At 38.9% G+C, this 19,999-nt stretch carries 19 protein-coding genes; 14 read left to right on the top strand and 5 right to left on the bottom strand.

Features of this window, described 5'->3' with window-relative positions:
* The first annotated feature begins 6 nt into the window (after positions 1–6).
* A complete protein-coding gene (locus T8I65_RS03455; protein WP_322302051.1) occupies positions 7–984 on the top strand; it encodes a D-alanine--D-alanine ligase in 978 nt (325 codons plus the stop codon).
* A gap of 17 nt (positions 985–1,001) precedes the next feature.
* Positions 1,002–1,463: a pantetheine-phosphate adenylyltransferase gene (gene coaD, locus T8I65_RS03450; RefSeq protein ID WP_322302050.1), complete on the top strand. Its 462-nt coding sequence runs from the start codon at positions 1,002–1,004 to the stop codon at positions 1,461–1,463.
* Here coaD and T8I65_RS03445 read toward each other — a convergent pair.
* Complete coding sequence (locus T8I65_RS03445; RefSeq protein ID WP_322302049.1) at positions 1,460–3,751, bottom strand: TonB-dependent receptor domain-containing protein; 2,292 nt, start codon at positions 3,749–3,751, stop codon at positions 1,460–1,462. The two genes, coaD and T8I65_RS03445, sit on opposite strands and share 4 nt — an antisense overlap.
* Before the next feature lie 9 nt (positions 3,752–3,760).
* On the bottom strand, positions 3,761–5,053 hold the full coding sequence (locus T8I65_RS03440; RefSeq protein WP_416173204.1) for a PQQ-dependent sugar dehydrogenase: 1,293 nt from the start codon (positions 5,051–5,053) through the stop codon (positions 3,761–3,763).
* Positions 5,054–5,217: 164 nt separating this feature from the next.
* Here T8I65_RS03440 and T8I65_RS03435 point away from each other — a divergent pair, with 164 nt between their 5' ends.
* The gene (locus tag T8I65_RS03435) at positions 5,218–6,969 is read left to right on the top strand and encodes a M14 family metallopeptidase (protein ID WP_322302048.1); all 1,752 of its coding nucleotides are present in this window, start codon (positions 5,218–5,220) and stop codon (positions 6,967–6,969) included.
* Here T8I65_RS03435 and T8I65_RS03430 read toward each other — a convergent pair.
* Complete coding sequence (locus T8I65_RS03430; RefSeq protein ID WP_322302047.1) at positions 6,937–7,560, bottom strand: NUDIX hydrolase; 624 nt, start codon at positions 7,558–7,560, stop codon at positions 6,937–6,939. The two genes, T8I65_RS03435 and T8I65_RS03430, sit on opposite strands and share 33 nt — an antisense overlap.
* 8 nt (positions 7,561–7,568) lie before the next feature.
* Here T8I65_RS03430 and pyrE point away from each other — a divergent pair, with 8 nt between their 5' ends.
* Both pyrE and T8I65_RS03420 read left to right on the top strand, forming a co-directional pair.
* On the top strand, positions 7,569–8,210 hold the full coding sequence (gene pyrE / locus T8I65_RS03425) for an orotate phosphoribosyltransferase (RefSeq protein ID WP_322302046.1): 642 nt from the start codon (positions 7,569–7,571) through the stop codon (positions 8,208–8,210).
* Between the two features lies 1 nt (position 8,211).
* A complete protein-coding gene (locus T8I65_RS03420; protein WP_322302045.1) occupies positions 8,212–8,604 on the top strand; it encodes an SRPBCC family protein in 393 nt (130 codons plus the stop codon).
* Positions 8,605–8,637: 33 nt separating this feature from the next.
* Here the strand turns inward: T8I65_RS03420 and T8I65_RS03415 are convergent, their stop codons facing one another.
* Entirely contained in the window at positions 8,638–9,366 is a 729-nt protein-coding gene (locus tag T8I65_RS03415) for a biotin--[acetyl-CoA-carboxylase] ligase (protein ID WP_322302044.1), read from the bottom strand.
* Positions 9,367–9,458: 92 nt separating this feature from the next.
* On the opposite strand from T8I65_RS03415, the gene rsfS reads away from it, so the two are divergent.
* The 6 genes from rsfS (at position 9,459) to T8I65_RS03385 (ending at position 14,379) form a co-directional block, all read left to right on the top strand.
* Positions 9,459–9,830, top strand: a complete 372-nt coding sequence (rsfS, locus tag T8I65_RS03410; protein ID WP_141876957.1) for a ribosome silencing factor — start codon at positions 9,459–9,461, stop codon at positions 9,828–9,830.
* Positions 9,831–9,852: 22 nt separating this feature from the next.
* Entirely contained in the window at positions 9,853–11,910 is a 2,058-nt protein-coding gene (gene ftsH / locus T8I65_RS03405; protein ID WP_322302043.1) for an ATP-dependent zinc metalloprotease FtsH, read from the top strand.
* A gap of 94 nt (positions 11,911–12,004) precedes the next feature.
* Positions 12,005–12,616 (top strand): LUD domain-containing protein, encoded by a 612-nt coding sequence (locus T8I65_RS03400; RefSeq protein ID WP_141876955.1) that lies wholly within the window; start codon positions 12,005–12,007, stop codon positions 12,614–12,616.
* A 3-nt stretch (positions 12,617–12,619) separates the two neighbouring features.
* Positions 12,620–13,456 (top strand): phosphatidate cytidylyltransferase, encoded by an 837-nt coding sequence (locus T8I65_RS03395; protein ID WP_141876954.1) that lies wholly within the window; start codon positions 12,620–12,622, stop codon positions 13,454–13,456.
* The gene (locus tag T8I65_RS03390; protein WP_322302042.1) at positions 13,446–14,102 is read left to right on the top strand and encodes a phosphatidylserine decarboxylase family protein; all 657 of its coding nucleotides are present in this window, start codon (positions 13,446–13,448) and stop codon (positions 14,100–14,102) included. Before T8I65_RS03395 ends, T8I65_RS03390 begins: the two co-directional genes overlap by 11 nt.
* A gap of 7 nt (positions 14,103–14,109) precedes the next feature.
* Complete coding sequence (locus T8I65_RS03385) at positions 14,110–14,379, top strand: acyl-CoA-binding protein (protein ID WP_141876952.1); 270 nt, start codon at positions 14,110–14,112, stop codon at positions 14,377–14,379.
* Between the two features lie 60 nt (positions 14,380–14,439).
* Here T8I65_RS03385 and T8I65_RS03380 read toward each other — a convergent pair whose 3' ends face one another.
* A complete protein-coding gene (locus T8I65_RS03380; RefSeq protein ID WP_322302041.1) occupies positions 14,440–17,070 on the bottom strand; it encodes a valine--tRNA ligase in 2,631 nt (876 codons plus the stop codon).
* Positions 17,071–17,204: 134 nt separating this feature from the next.
* On the opposite strand from T8I65_RS03380, the gene T8I65_RS03375 reads away from it, so the two are divergent.
* The 3 genes from T8I65_RS03375 (at position 17,205) to murB (ending at position 19,953) form a co-directional block, all read left to right on the top strand.
* Positions 17,205–17,597 (top strand): DUF1573 domain-containing protein, encoded by a 393-nt coding sequence (locus T8I65_RS03375; protein WP_322302040.1) that lies wholly within the window; start codon positions 17,205–17,207, stop codon positions 17,595–17,597.
* A 143-nt stretch (positions 17,598–17,740) separates the two neighbouring features.
* On the top strand, positions 17,741–18,937 hold the full coding sequence (locus T8I65_RS03370; RefSeq protein ID WP_322302039.1) for a pyridoxal phosphate-dependent aminotransferase: 1,197 nt from the start codon (positions 17,741–17,743) through the stop codon (positions 18,935–18,937).
* A complete protein-coding gene (gene murB / locus T8I65_RS03365; protein ID WP_322302038.1) occupies positions 18,937–19,953 on the top strand; it encodes a UDP-N-acetylmuramate dehydrogenase in 1,017 nt (338 codons plus the stop codon). The genes T8I65_RS03370 and murB overlap by 1 nt, the downstream gene beginning before the upstream one ends.
* The last annotated feature ends 46 nt before the right edge of the window (positions 19,954–19,999 follow it).

Here is a 19,999-nt window from a genome sequence, read left to right as displayed (position 1 = left end):
TTGAATATGAAGAAAACTATCGCCATCGCTATGGGCGGTTATTCCAGTGAATACCGCATTTCGATAAACAGTGGTAACATCGTTTATAAAAATCTTGATCGTGACCTTTACGAGCCATACCGTGTTCATATTCTGCAAAGCGAATGGTTCGTGGTAACAGAAGATGACACCCCCTATCCAATCAATAAAAGCAACTTTACAGTCACTATAGATGACAAGGTTATTAGTTTTGACTGCGTTTTTAATACGATTCATGGTACACCGGGAGAAAACGGACTACTTCAGGCATATTTAGAGCTTATTGGAGTACCGCAAACTAGTTGTGACTACTACCAGTCGGCATTGACCTTCAACAAACGGGATCTTATTTCGGTATTAAGACCTTACGGAGTCAAAACTGCCACAAACTATTTCCTGAATAAAGGCGAGGATATCGACACAAAGGCTATCGTAGATCGCGTTGGTCTTCCATGTTTCGTGAAGGCAAATCGTGCGGGAAGTAGTTTTGGGGTAACTAAAGTTAAGACCGAAGAAGAAATAGTTTCTGCGGCAAAAACTGCTTTTACTGAAGATGATGAGGCGATTATTGAATCATTTCTGGATGGAACTGAAGTCTCTGTTGGCGTGATCATGTACAAAGGCGAAATTGTCGCTTTGCCGGTTACTGAAATCGTTCCAGATGGGGAGTTTTTCGATTATGAGGCCAAATACCTCGGGAAATCCCAGGAAATTACACCAGCTAGAATTTCCGAAGAAGATACTTTGAAAGTACAGGAAATTGCCAAAATGATCTATCGTAGACTGAAGATGAAAGGTTTTTCAAGATCAGAATTTATCTTTCATGATGGAGAACCACATTTTATAGAAATGAATACTAATCCTGGAATTAGCCAGGCAAGTATTTTACCTCAACAAGCCGAAAAAGCAGGAATTACATTAAAAGATCTATTTGGAAGTGCCGTGGAAGCAGCATTGAATCAATAGAAATCAAATCGCGAATTATGAAAATAGCAGTTTTCCCAGGTAGTTTTGACCCGCTAACCTTAGGTCATACAGATATTATCGATAGAGCATTGCCTCTTTTTGACAAGATCATTCTGGCTATAGGCACAAATTCCAGTAAAAAGTATATGTTCAGCCTGGAAGAAAGATTGCATTTTCTAAAAGAAACTTACAAAGACGAAGCAAAAATACTCGTAGAAACTTACAGCGGACTTACCGTAGACTACTGCAAATCCAAAGATTCAGAATTTATTTTGAGAGGTTTGCGTAATGCCCAGGATCTCGAATTTGAAAAAGCGATTGGTCAAACGAATTACAAAATGGCGGGTATTGAGACCATATTTTTAATATCCAGTTCTGGTCTCGCTCATATTTCTTCCACCGTCGTTAGAGAAGTGATGCGTCACGGTGGAAGTTATGAATTTATGGTTCCTGAAGTCGTAAAGACCCAGTCTTCTTAAAGGCTTAGTTTTAAATTTAGACCAGCGTAATAATTTCTTGGCATTCCGGGGTAATAATAACGTGGGGCAGAACCTCCAAAACCTACCGCGTTGGTTACAATACTTGAAGCATAGAGCTCATCTGTAATATTATTGATTCCAAAGCTCGCACCTGCCTGCAAATAACTGGTTAATTTCGTATTATAATTCATTCTGAAATTCAGCAATTCGTAAGCTTCAGTAAATCCGGAATTTGAATCATCCAACGCCATTTCTCCAAACATCTTGTAATTTACATTTGCTGAAAAGTCCTTATAATCGAATCCAATTGTTGGTGTCACCATATATTCCGGAACACCTGGTAATTCGTTTCCAGAATAATTTTCCCCAAGATTCACGAATTTGTCAAATGTATAATCGGTTAGATTCGCATTCAGCATAAAGTTCAACGAGACATCATTCGAAATTGGTTGTTGGTAAACTGAAGTAAATTCCAGGCCATAGTGATCAGACTTTCCTGCATTCACCCCTACATAGCGATCCTGGTCAATTCGTCTGGCTACTAGCAGGTCCCGAATTTGTATAGAGTAAGCATTCATTTGAGTATATAACCTGTTTTCGAGCCAGTTACCTTTAAAGCCTATTTCGTAGTTCCAGCCAGTTTCTGTTTGAAGATCTGTATTGATATTTCCTTCCGGAGTCAAGGTTTGCGCTACCGTAGGAGTAGAAAAACCATGACTTGCTGATGCATAAAAATGCTTCCCGGCAAAAGCTTCATAGCTTAACCCCAGTCTAGGAGAAAGCACTGCATCAAAACTATAATCCCCGGACTGATCTTCTGAATCCTGATTAAAATTATCCTGTAAATCGTAGGAAGTAGTATTGAAATTCACTCCAAGATCGGCAGTTAATTTCGAGGTCAATTCCAGTTGAACCTGTCCGAAGAAATTGATATAATTCCGATCCTGTTCATTATTACTTAGACTGTTTCCCTGAACACTACCCTGATCCTCAAAATCCTGATATAAGTTCTGGTAGGTTTGAACTCCGTAGAACTCCAGCATCCCTTCAGCTCCAAAACTGATTTTCGCAGGCATACTGGCGATAGAAGTTTCGTGATTGAAATTGGTTCGCAGACCAATAGAATTCCTGTTTTCATCAAGAATATCAAACGGTCGTGGTTCATATCCATCCCGGGAATTCAGAAAAACCGTGGTTTGATTCTTCCAACTTTCGGAAAAATTGTGGGTATAGGCTAAACCAAGGATATTTTTATCATAAGATTCATAACCTTCAGCACTTCCCCAAGTGAAAGCAGCCTTTGTGGGTGAGTTCAGGAAATCATCCTGATTCAGAGAACTGGGAATAAAGGCTTTTAAATTGGTGAAATTGTAGAAAAGATCCCAGCGATTTCCTTTTTTATTTAGCAAACCAGCTGTTACAACGAATGAATTTCGATCGTAAGCGCCGTTATCACGATACCCATCGCTATCCAGTTTATTATAATTGATCGCAATGTCAAGACTATCTTCTACGTAGTTCACATTTACACCCGTTTTCATAGTATTAAAACTTCCGTAGCTAAAACTCGTCTCTACAGAGCGCTGATCCTGCCTGTTTCGTTGAGTATAAAGATTGATGGCACCTCCTAATCCTGCTCCAAATATGGAAGAAACCGGTCCTTTATAAATCTCAATCCGGTCAAGGTACGAATTGTCAAAATCGTCCAGCGTTAGTTCACCTTCAGCAGTGGTGAGTGGAATTCCATTGAAATAAGCTTTGATACGGTTCGTACTGTATTGAGCACGAGCGCCAATTCCTCTAATATCGATCTTATTGGTATTCAGCGCACCCTGACTTACGAAAACGCCGGGTACATAATTGAGATTTTGCACCAGGTTGAAATCATCTACTCGCTTAAGGTCTTCTGCTGAAAGTACACTCACCGCAGCTGATTCCTTCAGTAATTTCTGCGGAATATTGGAACTACGTAAAACAACTTCAGACAGAACATCTATATCTCGCTGTAGTTCAATAATTTTTACTTCTTCTGAAGCATCAAAAATTTCAGTAGTGGTCTTATAGCCTATAAATGAAAATTTCAGCTTCAGCGGAAAACTGATTCCGTCAAAACTGAAATTTCCATTCCTATCTGTTACCTGGATTTTTCCTGATCTTACAGCAGTCACCGTAACATCATTCAGAATTTCTCCAGATTCGGAGTCCTTTACTTTCGCTCTAAAATTCTGTGAACTTACTATAGCAGAACTGAATAGCAAGAAAGCAAGGACTAAATGTAGTTTCTTCAAATTTTCTAATTATTCTGCGGAGACTCTCCAAATTGTATTCCCGTCGTCATCATTCACAAGTAAAGATCCGTCAGGAAGCGTTGTTACACCAACTGGTCTACCATAAACCTGGCTTGAATCGTTGCTGGCAATAAAACCAGTAAGGAAATCCTCCGGTTCCTGCGGAATTCCGTTCTCATCGAAAGGAATGAATACCACTTTATATCCTGCAAAATTCGATCTGTTCCATGATCCATGCTGACCTACAAATGCTCCATTATGATACTTCTCTGGAAATGCTTCCTGAGTATAAAAAGTCAATCCAAGTGATGCTGTATGAGCACCCACTGGCACATCTGGAATAATAGCTTTTTCCACCAGCTCATTATGTGGATCATTAGCCCATCTTGGATCTTTAACATCACCATAATAAGAATATGGCCATCCATACCAGCCACCATCTTTCACACTGGTCACATAATCTGGAACCAGATTATCACCTATCTTATCTCTTTCATTTACGGCTGCCCAAAGTTCGCCGGTAATTGGATTCCAATCCACACCTACTGGATTTCTCAAACCAGAAGCATAAATTCTTTCACCACTACCATCAGGATTGATCTCGATAATATTGGCCCTGCGTTCTTCTTTCTCCATCCCGTGTTCACCCACATTACTGGAACTACCTACAGTGATGTATATTTTCTTATTATCAGGACTGGCGATCATATTTCTAGTCCAGTGGTGATTGTAACCACCTGCAGGAAGCGCATAAACCTCTTCCCCTTTTTGATCAATAGCATTCTGTCCCTCCTTATATGAAAAACGAACTACGCCGTCTACATTGGCTACATAAAACCAGTCTCCCATTACCAGCATTCCGTATGGTTGATTCAGGTTCTTAAGAAAACTGTATTTCTCATCAGGTACTCCGTCCTGATCCTTATCACGGAACATCGTAATCTTATTCGCACTTTTCTTGGCATCATCAGACTCTACTACGAAAATATCATGATTTGGAGCAACATAAGTTCGTCTTGGATGTTCCAGACCTTCGGCGAATTTGGTCACCTTAAAACCAGCTGGTGCTTTAGGCATCTCACCTTCCGGCCATTCAACGAGCTTACTCTCCTTAGTTACAGATTCAGTTGAAAACGGCGCTGGTAGTTTTAGTTCCCCAACGGTTGTTTTAACGATATCTGGTCCAGATTGAGCCAACTCATTCTTTTTCTCCTCACTTAGATTCTCGATAGCCTGACCCATCATATTTACCGAAAACAGGACGGTTCCAGCTATACACAGATTTCTTATATTCTTTCTCATCTTTCAGTTTTCAACAAAAATAACCCGTTTTAAATAGCTGCAGTAAACTGGCGAAGGGATTAGTTTTAATTTAACATCAACCTGTAACCTGCTAGAAATGCTCTCATTTTTAGCAATAGTGTCAGTTTTTAACTAAGTTTACGCTTCCATTTTTAGAAATATTTATGAAAAAATTGTGGTTGATATTGGGGCTGGCAATCAGCTTTAGTTCTTGCGACTTTTCGAAATACAAACTGGTTAAAGATTACGATTTCGAAACGCGTTTCGAAAAATCTGGTGGTAAGGAAACTGGCACTTACGAGGAAGTTATTAGCTATTATGAAAAACTCGCTGAAGCATATCCTTCCGTAGACCTTATTGAATTTGGAAGCACAGATAGCGGCTATCCTTTGCACCTGGCCATTTACAATGCTGATGGAGAATTTGACCTGGATAAGATACGCAAGTCGCATAGTTTTATTCTTATTAATAACGGTATTCACCCTGGGGAGAGTGATGGTATCGATGCGACCATGATGCTCTTCAGAGATATGGCTGGAGATTCCATAAATTCACCAAAAAATACGATCGTTGCTACAATACCTATTTACAATGTTGGTGGAGCACTAAATCGTAACTCCGGCACAAGAACCAATCAAAATGGCCCAAAGGAATACGGTTTCCGCGGAAATGCCCGTAACTATGATCTTAACCGGGATTTTATAAAAGCCGACACTAAAAATGCTCAAACCTTCTACGAGATTTTTCACTACGTAGACCCGGAAGTATTTATAGATAATCACGTAAGCAATGGCGCAGATTACCAGTATACGCTTACCCACCTTTTTACTCAGCATGACAAACTTGGAGGGAATCTTGGTAAATATTTAAATGAAACCATGATGCCCGCTCTGGAAGATTCCTTAAAGAATAAAAATTGGGATATCACGCCTTATGTAAATGTCTTCAACGATGTTCCAGAAGCAGGTTTTTCCCAGTTTATGGATTCTCCCAGATACAGCACAGGTTACACCACTTTATGGAATACCCTGGGAATGATGGTTGAGACACATATGCTGAAAAGATATGACAAGCGAGTTTATGGAACCTATGAATTGATGCAGTCCATGATCAGGATCACAGACAAAGAATCATCAAGGATCAAAGATTTACGAAATCAGGCGAAAAGAAAGTATTTGACAGACAGACATTATAACCTGAAGTTTGAAGTTGACGAGGAAAACCCAAGCAAAAGAGATTTTAAGGGTTATGAAGCTGAAAATATTGCCAGTGAAGTCACAGGTGGAGAACGCCTGAAGTATGATAATAGTAAAGAATTCACTAAAGAGATAGAGTATTACGATAATTTCAAGGCTACTGAAGAAGTAGAGATCCCTCGAGCTTACGTAATTCCGCAAGGTTGGTGGCAGGTTGTGGACCGCCTTAAAATGAATAATATTAAGATGGAACCGCTGGATCGTGATACATTGATCCAGGTTGAAGTTTATAAGATCGAAGATTACGATACTTCAGAAAACCCATATGAAGGTCATTATCCACATCAAAATACGAAAGTAAGTAAGACAGTGGAAGAAGTCCGTTTTAGAAAAGGAGATTTCCTCGTAACCACTTTTCAGGATGGAGCCCGATACCTTCTGGAAACTCTGGAACCTTCTGCTACAGATTCTTTCTTTAACTGGAATTTCTTTGATACCGTTCTTCAACAGAAAGAAGGATTTTCTCCTTATGTTTTTGAAGATAAAGCGAAAGAATTGCTGGACAACAATGCTAATCTTCAGAAAGAATTCGATCAAAAGAAAAGGGAGGATGCAGATTTCAGAAATAACTGGTATGCGCAGCTGGATTGGTTACATAAGCAATCTACAAACTACGAAGAGGCACATTTACGCTATCCTATCTTTAGATTGCCCCGCTAAATAACGTTCAGGAAAAAGCATTAAAATATTCGCATAGGATTTTGTGAGTGCCTTCTGGGTCTTCTCATAATTCTTCCATTTAGCTTTTTTAATCCCTTCTTTAGCTTCCGGTACCAGGTCACCTTCATATTCAGTATACATTTCGTACCAGTAAGTTTCCTTTAAGCGAAGTTTGCCATTCCTTTTAAAAATATGAAAGGTCCTGGTGATAAAACGTTTGATCTCGAGTCCCTGAACACCGGTCTCCTCCTCTACCTCACGAATCGCAGAGTCCTCAATACTTTCATTTTTTTCTGTTTTCCCCTTTGGAAGGTCCCAACGATTATTGCGATAAATAAATAGGATTTCTTCCTTTGAATTGATCACCATTCCGCCAGCAGCAGTGACTACCTTCATTTTCTTCAGAAGAAGATCCAGCAATTTGGTTTCATCCTTATTATAAAGATTTACGTGGGTGAGTCTGCCATCCAGGATCTTCCGGACTATTTTTTTAAGACGAACTGTTTTTAATCGATAGTTCTTATAGTTTCCTCCAAAATCCTTTCTCGTAGAAATTATTATGGGGATATCATTCACAAAAACTTTATACATTTGTATCTATGATTTTGAATAAGGAAACAGCAAAAAAGACCGCTGAGCTTTTAATGCAAATTAAAGCAATAAAATTAGAACCGCAAGAGCCTTTTACATGGGCTAGTGGCTGGAAGTCGCCAATCTACTGCGATAACCGAATTATTCTTTCCTATCCTAGCATTAGAAACTATGTTAGAGAGCATTTCGCCAAGCAAATTGAATTGAAATACGGCAAAGCAGATGTTATTGCTGGAGTTGCGACTGGTGCAATAGGAATTGGAATGCTGGTAGCAGAATATCTAAGTCTTCCATTTGTCTATGTGCGGCCTGAACCAAAAAGCCATGGTAGAAAAAACCAGATCGAGGGAAACCTGGAGCCTGGCCAAAGCGTTGTAGTTATCGAAGATTTGATAAGTACCGGTAAAAGCAGTCTGAATGCGGTTAACGCACTAAAAGAAGCTGGCGCCAATGTTAAGGGGATGTTCGCTATTTTCACCTATGGTTTTGATGCTTCCGAAGAAAATTTCAAAGTAGCAGAAATAGAACTACACACGTTGAGCGATTACGATCATTTAATAGACACTGCTCATAACACCAATTATATAAACACTGAAGAAGCCGATATTCTTAGAACCTGGAGAAAAGATCCGGCAAACTGGAAACCATAATATGAAATTAGAAAGTCAAAAAGTACAAGCGAATAAAAGTCAGCAGGAAATGTTCAATTTCCTGACCAATGTTGAGAACTACGAAGAGATCATGCCTAAAAGCAAGGAAAAGTTCGTGGTTACTGCTGAAGACACCTTTATTTTTCAACTAAAAGGTATGCCGGAGATCAAATTAAAGATCACTGAAACTAAGGAACCGGAATTAGTGGTTCTGGGATCAACTTCAGATAAGTTTCCATTTAGTTTGAACACCCATATTTCTTCTGCTGGTGAAAATAGCAGTGAAGTGCACATGGATTTTGTAGGAAAATTTAATGCGATGATGGGTATGATGATCAAAGGCCCGCTGCAGAAGTTCATCAATTCTCTTACGGAGAATATTGGGAAGCTCTAAAATTTTTAAAAGCCGGATTCAATTCCGGCTTTTTTAATATAGTAATTTGATTTCCTTAAGATTATAAGTCTGGAATAACTCTTCTTCCTTTTCTACCTCCAGTTTTCCTTCGGAAGTGACCCCTCTAATAATCCCATTAAATCTAGATCCATCTGCTTCAAACGTGGAAATAACATCCTTTCGAAATAAGTTCTGCTGATACTGACGCATAAGTTTTTCTTCACTCATTTTGCCTAATGCCTTCAAGTGAAGGTCAAGAGTTTCGCAAAGCCAATGAAGTAGTTCATCAACATTCCAATGAATCCCGGTGACGTTCTTTAAAGAAGTTGCCTGAGGCAGATTATCAAAGTTGGTCTGATTCACATTCATACCAATCCCGATGATACTTGCTACGATCCCTTCAGTCTTGACGATATTTTCGATAAGAATACCACCCAGCTTTTTTCTTTGTGACATAATGTCGTTAGGCCATTTAACCTTAAGATGAGGTATATTTCTAGATCCAAGTACCTCTAAAATAGCCAGAGATATGCAGATGTTGAGATTGAAATATCTGGATATATTGAGATCGCGTTGTGGGTAAAGTATACTAAAAGTGAGATTATGACCGGCTTGGACATTCCAATTGGCACCTCTCTGACCCCTGCCGTTTGTTTGATGAGCTGCACTTACGCACACCGGTTCAAAATGACCTTTATTGTCATAGAACTTACGCACGAAATTGTTCGTAGAGTCAATGGCATCAACTTTGATTATACGCATGTTAGTTATAAGAGATATAGGCGTTAAATCTTCTGTAAGAATCTCTTCGAAAAGAGCAAAAAATGATAAATTTGCATAAATAAATCAAATTAATGTCAGAAAAGGAAAAAAACAGCGATCAACTTATTGCACATATTATTAAAGGGATTGAGGAAGTAAAGGGTAATGACATTGATATCCTTGATCTTAGAGAAATTGAAAACACAGTTTGCGACTACTTTATAATCTGTAACGGTACTTCAAACACACAGGTTAACGCCATAGTCAATTCCATACAAAAAACGGTTAGTAAAGAATTAAAAGATAAACCCTGGCACATCGAAGGTAGCGAAAATGCCGAATGGGTGCTAATGGACTACGTCAACGTTGTTGTACATGTTTTCCAGAAGCATATCCGGGAATTTTACGATATTGAAAGCCTTTGGGGTGACGCGAAGATCACTTCTATCCAAACAAGTTATTAAATTTAATTTTTAGCAAGACATAATGGCGAATCAAAAAGCGAAGAAAAAACTCGATCCCAGAAAACCTAAATTCAGTGCTTACTGGATTTATGCTGCGATCATTATTATATTTCTTGGTCTCAATTTATTCGGGGACGGTGGCTTCTCTGAACCTGCAAAAACGAACCCGGCACAATTTAAAGAATATCTTAAGAACGGCGATGTAGAGAAAGTTGAGATCATCAACCGTAATCAAGCACGTGTATATTTAACTCAGGAAGCAAAAGAGAAAGAAGTACACAAGAAAAACATCGATCCAGACCTTTTTTCAACCGGTGATTCTCCGGTATATTCATTTCAATTTGGTGACCTTCAGAATTTTGAAGACGATATTGATGAGATCAAAAATGAAAATAATCTAGCAACTGTAGTTACTTATGATACAAGCAGCGACATTCTGGGCGATCTATTCCTTACTCTCCTTCCATTCATTTTGATTATTGGTGTCTGGATATTTATCATGAGAAAGATGAGCGCTGGAGGTGGCGGTGGAGCCGGTGGACAGATCTTCAACATTGGAAAGTCAAAGGCAAAATTATTCGACCAGAACACAGATGTTAAAACATCTTTTAAAGATGTTGCAGGTCTTGAAGGAGCTAAAGAAGAAGTACAGGAAATTGTAGATTTCCTTAAGCAACCGGAAAAATATACTGCACTAGGAGGTAAGATTCCAAAAGGAGCATTATTAGTAGGACCTCCTGGAACAGGAAAGACCTTATTAGCCAAAGCCGTTGCCGGTGAGGCCAAAGTTCCTTTCTTCTCTTTATCTGGTTCAGATTTCGTAGAAATGTTTGTAGGTGTTGGTGCTTCCAGAGTACGTGACCTATTCAAACAGGCTAAAGAAAAGTCTCCTTCTATTATATTTATAGATGAGATCGATGCTATAGGTAGAGCTAGAGGAAAGAGCAATTTCTCGGGTTCGAATGACGAAAGAGAAAATACTTTAAACCAGCTGTTAACTGAAATGGATGGTTTTGGAACGAATACGAATGTTATCGTAATTGCTGCAACTAACCGTGCAGATGTTCTTGATAAAGCATTAATGCGTGCAGGTAGATTTGACAGACAGATTTATGTAGACCTTCCAGATTTAAACGAGAGAAAAGAAATATTCGAAGTTCATTTAGCTCCTTTAAAAAGAGTTGCTGATGAACTTGATACTGAATTCTTAGCTAAGCAAACCCCGGGATTCTCTGGAGCAGATATTGCGAATGTTTGTAACGAAGCGGCCTTGATCGCTGCTCGTAAAGGAAACAAAGCAGTGGGAAAACAGGATTTCCTAGATGCTGTTGATAGAATCGTAGGTGGTTTAGAGAAAAAGAATAAAATTATCACTCCAAGTGAGAAGAAAGCTATTGCATTCCACGAAGCTGGTCATGCAACCGTGAGCTGGATGTTAGAACATGCTGCCCCACTGGTTAAAGTTACTATCGTCCCTCGTGGACAATCTCTTGGAGCAGCATGGTATTTACCGGAAGAACGTTTAATCGTTCGTCCAGAGCAAATGCTGGATGAAATGTGTGCTGCTCTTGGTGGTCGTGCCGCAGAGAAAGTTATTTTTAATAAGATATCTACCGGAGCACTTAGTGATCTTGAAAAGGTTACAAAACAAGCCAGAGCGATGGTAACCATTTACGGTTTAAATGATGCTGTTGGAAACCTTACCTATTACGATAGTTCAGGACAGGGTGAATACAACTTCACGAAGCCTTACAGTGAGAAAACTTCAGAATTAATCGATAAGGAAATTTCAAATCTTATTGAAGAGCAATATAAACGTGCGCTTGACCTTCTAGAACTTCACAAGGACAAGCTATCTCAACTGGCTGATATTCTTCTTGACAAGGAAGTGATCTTCAAAGATGATCTTGAAAAGATCTTCGGAAAAAGACCTTACGAAAGAGAAGAGCCAATTGGAAAACCGGTTAAAGAAACAAATACACTGCCTGAGGGGAATGATGTTTCAAACGAAACTATATCTTCTAATGATACAGCTTCCAAACCGAGTGATCACCTCGATCAGGATTCGGTTAATAAGTAGTGTAGAACTATAGCTAAAAAATCTGAAATTGAACAAGGGTTAATTTCAGATTTTTTAACTTTGATAAAATGTCTAAGAATCAGAACCCAACCCCATGAATCTATTCAAAAGGTTTCTTAATCCCAAGGCGAGAGCAGAGCAGGATCAGGACACGCCTGAGAAAGCAGACCGCGGGAAATATATGCCAGAGGTAAAACTACCTACTGATGAGCGATTTATGCTCAATTTTAAGAATAACGGGGGAAAATTCTTATACTGCATTGATGAAGCTGAAGTACAGGAAGCTTTCGACAATATACTTCTTGAAAACGACTGGTATGAAACAGAATGCTGTTGCTTTGATGATAACCTGAAAGAAAAGTTCAAGGGATTCAATCTTGAATTCAACCATTCAGCGAAAGCAGAATTCTATCTCTCTACTTGTGAATTTCTTGTTGCCAATGATGGTTCTATTCTAATATCATCTAACCAGATCAAGGAAAGAAAACTACACGACCTTCCTGCTAATTTCATCATCCTTTCGAGTACAAGTCAGTTAATTGACACTATCGGAGAAGGCCTAAGAGGAATCAAATTTAAAAACAAGCAGCAAATCCCTTCAAATATTACTACTATAAAGAATTTTGAAACTCAAAAAGAAGGTGATTTCATGAGTTACGGAAGTAGTACGAAGAACTTATACTTGCTACTGCTGGAAGACCTGTAATTTATGAAGGAAACCATTATACGTACTGTATCAGGACTATTGTATACAGCCATTTTGGTTGCTTCAATACTCTCTTCAGAACTAATATTTATAATTCTTTTTTATCTGTTGAGCTTAGTCTGCCTTGTGGAGATGCAAAAACTGCTCCGACTCAAAAGCTACGCTCTGTTCATTTTACAGGCGGTACTGTTCTACCTGTTCAGTTTCCTTAAGTTTAACCAGGATGCAACCGTAATGTTATTATTCATTACAATCTTTGTAAATCTTTTCCTGGTCAAGGATCTTATTATCGTTAAAAAAATTCCTGTCTTCGAGAAGAAGAAATACATCATCATCATATTCTACCTTATTTCCTCTACGATTTTCCTAACCCTCATTCCCACGATAGAAGGAGTATTTATTCCGAAGCTGGTCATAGGAATTTTCTTTTTAATTTGGACCAACGATACTTTCGCTTATCTCGTAGGTAAAAACTTCGGAAAACATAAGCTTTACGAAAAGATTAGTCCGAATAAGACAGTGGAAGGATTTCTGGGTGGACTGGTATTTAGCTGCCTGATGAGTTATGCAATCTGGTATTACAGCCCTTTATTTCCAACCACCCTCTCTGACTTCAGCAAGTTTAATACACCACTCATATGGTTAGGAATGGCGATCATATTGAGTATTTTCGGAACATTAGGAGATTTAATCCAGTCAAAATTTAAGAGACAGGCTGGGGTAAAGGATAGTGGAAAATTGATGCCAGGACACGGCGGATTGTTTGACAGACTGGATAGTATTATATTTGCAAGCCCATTCGTCTATGCATATTTATATATATTGAATTATGTTTCATAAAGAAGGATACAAAATAATGATACTTACTGCGTTGATCCTAATTGCGATCAACGTAGTAACCTATAGTTTAATTGACCTGTATTGGTTGAAATTCGCCATTCTGGTAGCCTCGGTACTTTTCTTTTTATTGATCGTTCAGTTCTTTAGAAATCCAAAGAGACCCACAATTCATAATAATGAGCATGTAGTCTCGCCTGTGGATGGTAAAGTTGTAGTAATTGAAGAAGTTTTTGAAAAGGAATACTTTAAGGATAAACGATTACAGGTTTCGATCTTCATGTCACCTTTAAACGTGCATGTTACCCGTCACCCGGTTGGAGGAAAAGTGAAATTCAGCAAATATCATCCTGGTAAATTTCTTGTCGCTTGGCATCCTAAATCCAGTGAAGAAAACGAAAGGACTACCGTGGTGGTAGAAAATGAAGTTGTTGGAGAAGTTCTATACAGACAAATCGCGGGAGCACTTGCAAAACGTATTGTGAATTATGCTGAGGAGGGAACAGAAGTAGTTCAGGGAAGTGATAGTGGCTTTATTAAGTTCGGTAGCCGCGTAGATGTATTTTTACCTATTGGGACCAATGTCAAGGTTGGAATTAATGATAAAGTAAAAGGCGGCGTAAGCGTAATTGCTGATGTTATATCATAACCAAAAGATGGCAGAAGAAAATATGAAATTTCTTAAAGCCTATGAAATGGCTAGTAAGACTGAGGAGCAATTTCCTCCAGATGTCATGCTGCATTTCTACGCACTATACAAGCGAGCTACGGAAAGGAATGGCTTTTATATTCCGCCAGGCAATCAGGGTGATCTAAGAAGCGCTTTTAAGATTAATGCTCTGGTACAGGTGAGAAAACTTAGCAAACAGGAAGCAGAAGAAAAATATATAGAACTGGTTGAAGAATACATAGGTAAGATCAACTAGCGTTAAACAAAAAAAGAGAATCAAATGATCCTCTTTTTTTGTACATAGTTTGATATATATCTAGCTTAGATTTTTAAGACTGGCTTTCAAAGCCTCGATTTTAGCTTCTGCGTCTGCCTTCTTGGTCTTTTCTATAGCTACCACTTTTTCTGGAGCGTTGTCTACAAATCGCTTATTAGATAATTTCTTATCTACAGATTTCAGAAAACCTTCAGTATAAGATAATTCCTCCTGGATCTTAGCCTTTTCAGCTTCTACATTGATCGCTCCAACGATAGGGATATAGTACTCGTTGCTTCGCACTCTAAAGGACAATGCACCTTCAGTAGCTTCCATTACATAATTATAGCTAGATATATTACCCATTTTTGATATAACAGAATCAAAACTATTGCTGGTATTTTCATTATTCATAGCCATCAATTCTATCTGATTCTTAAAGGCAATATTCTTGTCCTTTCTAATCTTTCTTACTCCGGCAATCACTTCAGAAGCGTGAGCGAACTCCTTGATAATAGTTTCATCAAAAGAAGTTTGTTCCGGCCATTTTGCAATAATCAGTGCTTCTTCTGAAGATCTTTCAGTAATAGTTTGCCAGATTTCTTCAGAAACGAATGGCATGAAAGGATGAAGTATTTTTAAGTTGTCTTCCAGAATTTCGATAACCTGATTGTAAGTAACCGCATCAATTGGATCTCCGTAACCAGGTTTCACCATTTCCAGGAACCAGGAACAGTAATCATCCCATATCAATTTATAGGTAGACATAAGCGCGTCACTTATCCTGTATTTCGAATAATGGTCTTCGATCTCTCTAAGACTAAGCTGAAATTTCGCTTTATACCACTCGATCGCTTTCTTAGCAGTTTCCGGTTGCTCGATCTCTTCTGAAATCTCCCAGCCTTTCACTAGTCTGAAAGCATTCCAAATTTTATTTGTAAAGGCACTACCCTGCTTGCATAGATCTTCATCGAACATAAGGTCATTCCCGGCAGGAGAACTCAATAGCATTCCCACACGAACACCATCTGCTCCGTATTGCTCGATCAAACCAAGTGGATCTGGTGAATTACCTAAAGATTTAGACATCTTACGACGCTGCTTATCCCGAACTATTCCTGTAAGATATACGTTCTTAAAAGGCTTTTCTCCACGGTATTCATAACCAGCCATAATCATACGTGCCACCCAAAAAAATAAAATTTCAGGCGCCGTTACCAGGTCATTGGTAGGATAGTAATATTGTATTTCTTTGTTTTCCGGCTCCAGAATTCCGTTAAAAACGCTCATTGGCCATAACCATGATGAGAACCATGTATCCAATGCATCTTTATCCTGAGTAAGATCTTCAGCTTGAAGTGATTCATTCTGAGTAACTTTCCTGGCTTTTTCCAGTGCCAGTTCAGCAGTTTCAGCTACTACAAAATCTTCCTTTCCAGTTCCGTAGAAATAAGCTGGAATTTGCTGTCCCCACCACAACTGACGGGAGATATTCCAGTCCCGAACATTTTCCATCCAGTGCTTATAAGTGTTCAAAAACTTTTCTGGCACCAGGTTAATATCGTCACCTACTACAGCTTTGATAGCAGGCTCTGCCATCTCTTTCATTTTCAGAAACCATTGATCGCTAAGTTTCGGTTCGATCACGGCACCTGTTCTTTCACTGGTTCCCACTTTATTCACGTGATCTTCCACTTTTGAAAGATTACCAGAAAGTTCCAGTTCCTCTACTATCTCTGCACGAACAACGAAACGATCTTTACCTTCATAATGTAAACCATAATTGTTCAGGGTCGCATCATCGTTCAGGATATCAATAACATCAAGATTATGCTTTTCTCCCAGGTTCTTATCATTCTCATCATGCGCCGGAGTAACTTTTAAACATCCGGTTCCAAACTCCATGTCCACATATTCATCCTCGATAATTGGAATGCTTCGATTGCAAATTGGCACGATCGCTTTTTTACCTCGAAGATGTGCAAAACGCTCATCATTCGGATTAATACAAATTGCGGTATCTCCAAGGATGGTTTCCGGTCTTGTCGTAGCAATAGTAAGATAGTCATCGCTACCTTCTACTTTATATTTTAGATAGAAAAGCTTACCATTGCGCTCTTCATAATTCACTTCCTCGTCTGAAAGTGTTGTTTTTGCCTGAGGATCCCAGTTCACCATACGGTAACCACGGTAGATAAGACCTTTTTCGTAAAGATCTACAAAAACTTTAATGACTGAAGCAGACATGTTATCGTCCATCGTAAACTTTGTACGCTCCCAGTCACAGGAGGCACCAAGATGTTTTAATTGCTGTAGAATGATCCCACCATGCTTATGAGTCCAGTCCCAGGCATGTTGTAGAAATTCATCACGGCTTAAGTCATTCTTATCAATACCTTCCTCCTTCAATTTAGCTACAACCTTAGCTTCTGTAGCGATGGACGCATGATCTGTTCCCGGCACCCAACAGGCATTATAGCCCTTCAATCTTGCTCTACGAACCAGCACGTCCTGAATGGTATTATTCAGCATGTGTCCCATATGAAGAACTCCCGTAACATTGGGTGGCGGGATCACTATCGTATAAGGTTCGCGCTCGTCTACTTCAGAGTGAAAGTAGTTATTCTTCATCCAGTAGTCATACCACTTATCCTCTACTTTTTTCGCATTGTATTGTGAAGCAATTGCCATTTCTTGGTCTGGTTTTTGAAATAATGGCAAAAGTAATTATTAATGAAGGATTATGAAAGCTGCTGAAATGATTAAAATTTTGAGAGTTAAGGCATTTCAGCTTATATTTACTAATCCGATTAAATAACTGAATTATGAGAAAATTGATTGCAATCGTAGTTTTCGTACTAGCAGGATTTGCTACTACCCACGCGCAAAACTCGGCTAAGTTCGAGTTTGAGTCTGAGACGATCGACTATGGTATTATAAAAAAAGGTAGCGACGGAGTGCGTGTCTTCAAATTTAAAAATGTTGGAGATGAACCACTTATCGTTGAGGATGTGAAATCGAGCTGTGGCTGTACGATTCCTAAAAAACCAGAGAAAGCTGTTATGCCTGGTGAAATGGGTGAAATAGAAGTGAAGTATGACACCAAAAGAGTTGGACATATCAGGAAAACTGTTACAGTTTATTCTAATGCTGAAGAACCTATAAAAGCATTGAAAATTAAGGGTCAGATAATAGATGACACAGAAAGCGAATCGTAGCTTCTGTAATTAAGTACGTAAGCCTCCGTAATGGAGGCTTTTTTTATGCTGAAATTTAACTGCTTAGGCAGAATAATTCAGGATTGTTTATTCTTGATTCAGGCTTTATTTTTGCAATTTTGCAAACCTATAAAAGAACTATCATGCCAAAGATTTCAAATAAAGGGCAGCAAATGCCTGAATCACCTATAAGAAAATTAGTCCCTTATGCTGAAGCAGCTGCTGCAAAGGGTAAAGTTATATACCAGTTAAATATTGGCCAGCCTGATATTAAGACTCCTGAGATAGCCCTTAATGCTGTAAAAAATCATGCCATTGAAGTACTGTCTTACAGTCACTCCGCAGGGTTTGAAAGTTATCGTGAGAAGCTAGCTTCTTATTATAATAACACCTCTCTTCCGGTTGAAAAGCAGGATATTATCATTACCACCGGAGGATCTGAAGCGCTTCTATTTACAATGGGAAGCATCACAGATCAGGGGGATGAAGTGATCATTCCAGAACCATTTTACGCGAACTACAATGGTTTTGCAACTGCTTCCGGAGTAACAATTAAACCAATTCAATCTAAGATCGAAGATGGTTTTGCATTACCTCCTATTTCAGAATTTGAGAAACTCATCACTGAGAAAACTAAAGCTATACTTATTTGTAATCCTGGCAATCCAACTGGATACCTGTATACAAAAGAAGAAATTCAACAACTTGCCGATCTTGCACTAAAACACGACCTATTCATTGTTTCAGACGAGGTTTATCGCGAATTCGCTTATGATGGTGTGAAACACCATTCTATTATGAGCATTCCTGAGCTGGCGAACCATGCGATCATGGTAGATTCAGTTTCGAAAAGATATAGTATGTGTGGAGCACGAATTGGGTGCCTGGTATCTAAAAACACCGAAGTGATTGCAACCGCCATGAAATTTGCGCAGGCAAGACTAAGCCCACCCACTTTCGCTCAGATTGCGAGTGAAGCTGCCCTTGACACACCACAGAGCTATTTTGACGAGGTGATCGAGCAATATACTTTTAGAAGAGATCTTCTTGTTAAAGGGTTAGAAAAAATTGAAGGTGTTAAGGTGGCAAACCCAAAAGGCGCTTTCTATTGTATCGCTGAACTGCCTATCGCTAATGCAGATGATTTTGCAAAATGGTTACTGGAAGATTTCGAAGATGACAATGAAACTATCATGGTTGCACCAGCAGCAGGATTCTACTCTACCCCAAATACCGGACTAAACCAGGTTAGAATCGCATATGTATTGAAAAAAGAAAATCTTGAACGTGCACTTGTGATTCTTGAGAAAGCATTAAAGCAGTATAACAACAAAGCTTAATGCAGGTTATTCGTAACTTTTCACTGAAGGATTACAACAGTTTCGGGATCGATGTTCGAGCAGATAAATTTATATCGGTTTCAAGCATCGAAGATCTGAGACGTCTTCTTAAAAAAAGTTATTCTTCTGAATTGTTTATTCTTGGCGGTGGCAGCAACATGCTCCTTACTCAGGATATTCATAAAACGGTAGTTCATATTGCCCTGAAGGGTATAGAAGTAGTTTCAGAAAATGAAAATGAAGTAATTCTGGAGGTTGCTGCCGGAGAAAACTGGCATGAACTAGTACTTCATACAATAGAAAAAGGTTACGGTGGATTAGAGAATCTATCGCTTATTCCTGGCAACGTAGGAACCTCTCCCATCCAGAACATTGGTGCTTATGGAGTTGAACTTAAAGACAGCTTTATAAGTTGTCATGCGATGAATATTCAAACCCTCGAAGAGAGAGAGTTCACTCGTAAAGAATGCAATTTCGGATATCGTAATTCAGTTTTCAAGAATGAATTGAAAGGTCTTTATATTATTACCTCTGTGCGTTTCAGGCTAACTAAAAAAGATCATCAGTTAAATCTGGATTACGGAGCAATTCGCAATGAACTGGAGAACTCTGGAATAAAAAACCCTGGAATCAAGGATGTTTCGAATGCAGTTATCGCTATTAGAAGATCAAAATTACCTGATCCTAAGGAAATTGGAAATAGTGGTAGTTTCTTTAAGAATCCTGTGATCACCAAGGATCAATTTGAAGAATTACAGCGGGATCATCCTGAAATTCCTTCTTATCATGTATCTGAATATGAAATAAAGATCCCCGCAGGCTGGTTAATTGATCAATCTGGGCTGAAAGGTTACCGTAATGGAGATGCCGGGGTTCATAAGAATCAGGCTCTGGTTTTGGTTAATTATGGTGAAGCTACAGGAGAGGAAATTTTAATGCTGGCTAAAATGATTCAGGATAAGGTTTCTCAGAAATTTGGAGTTCCTCTTGAAGCTGAAGTCAATATTATAGAATAAAAAAAGGAGCGCAAATGCGCTCCTTTTTTCTTAAAATTCGTTGTCG

The sequence above is a fragment of the Christiangramia sp. OXR-203 genome (genome assembly GCF_034372165.1).
Lineage (GTDB): Bacteria > Bacteroidota > Bacteroidia > Flavobacteriales > Flavobacteriaceae > Christiangramia.
This window is presented reverse-complemented; position numbering and strand designations above follow the sequence as displayed.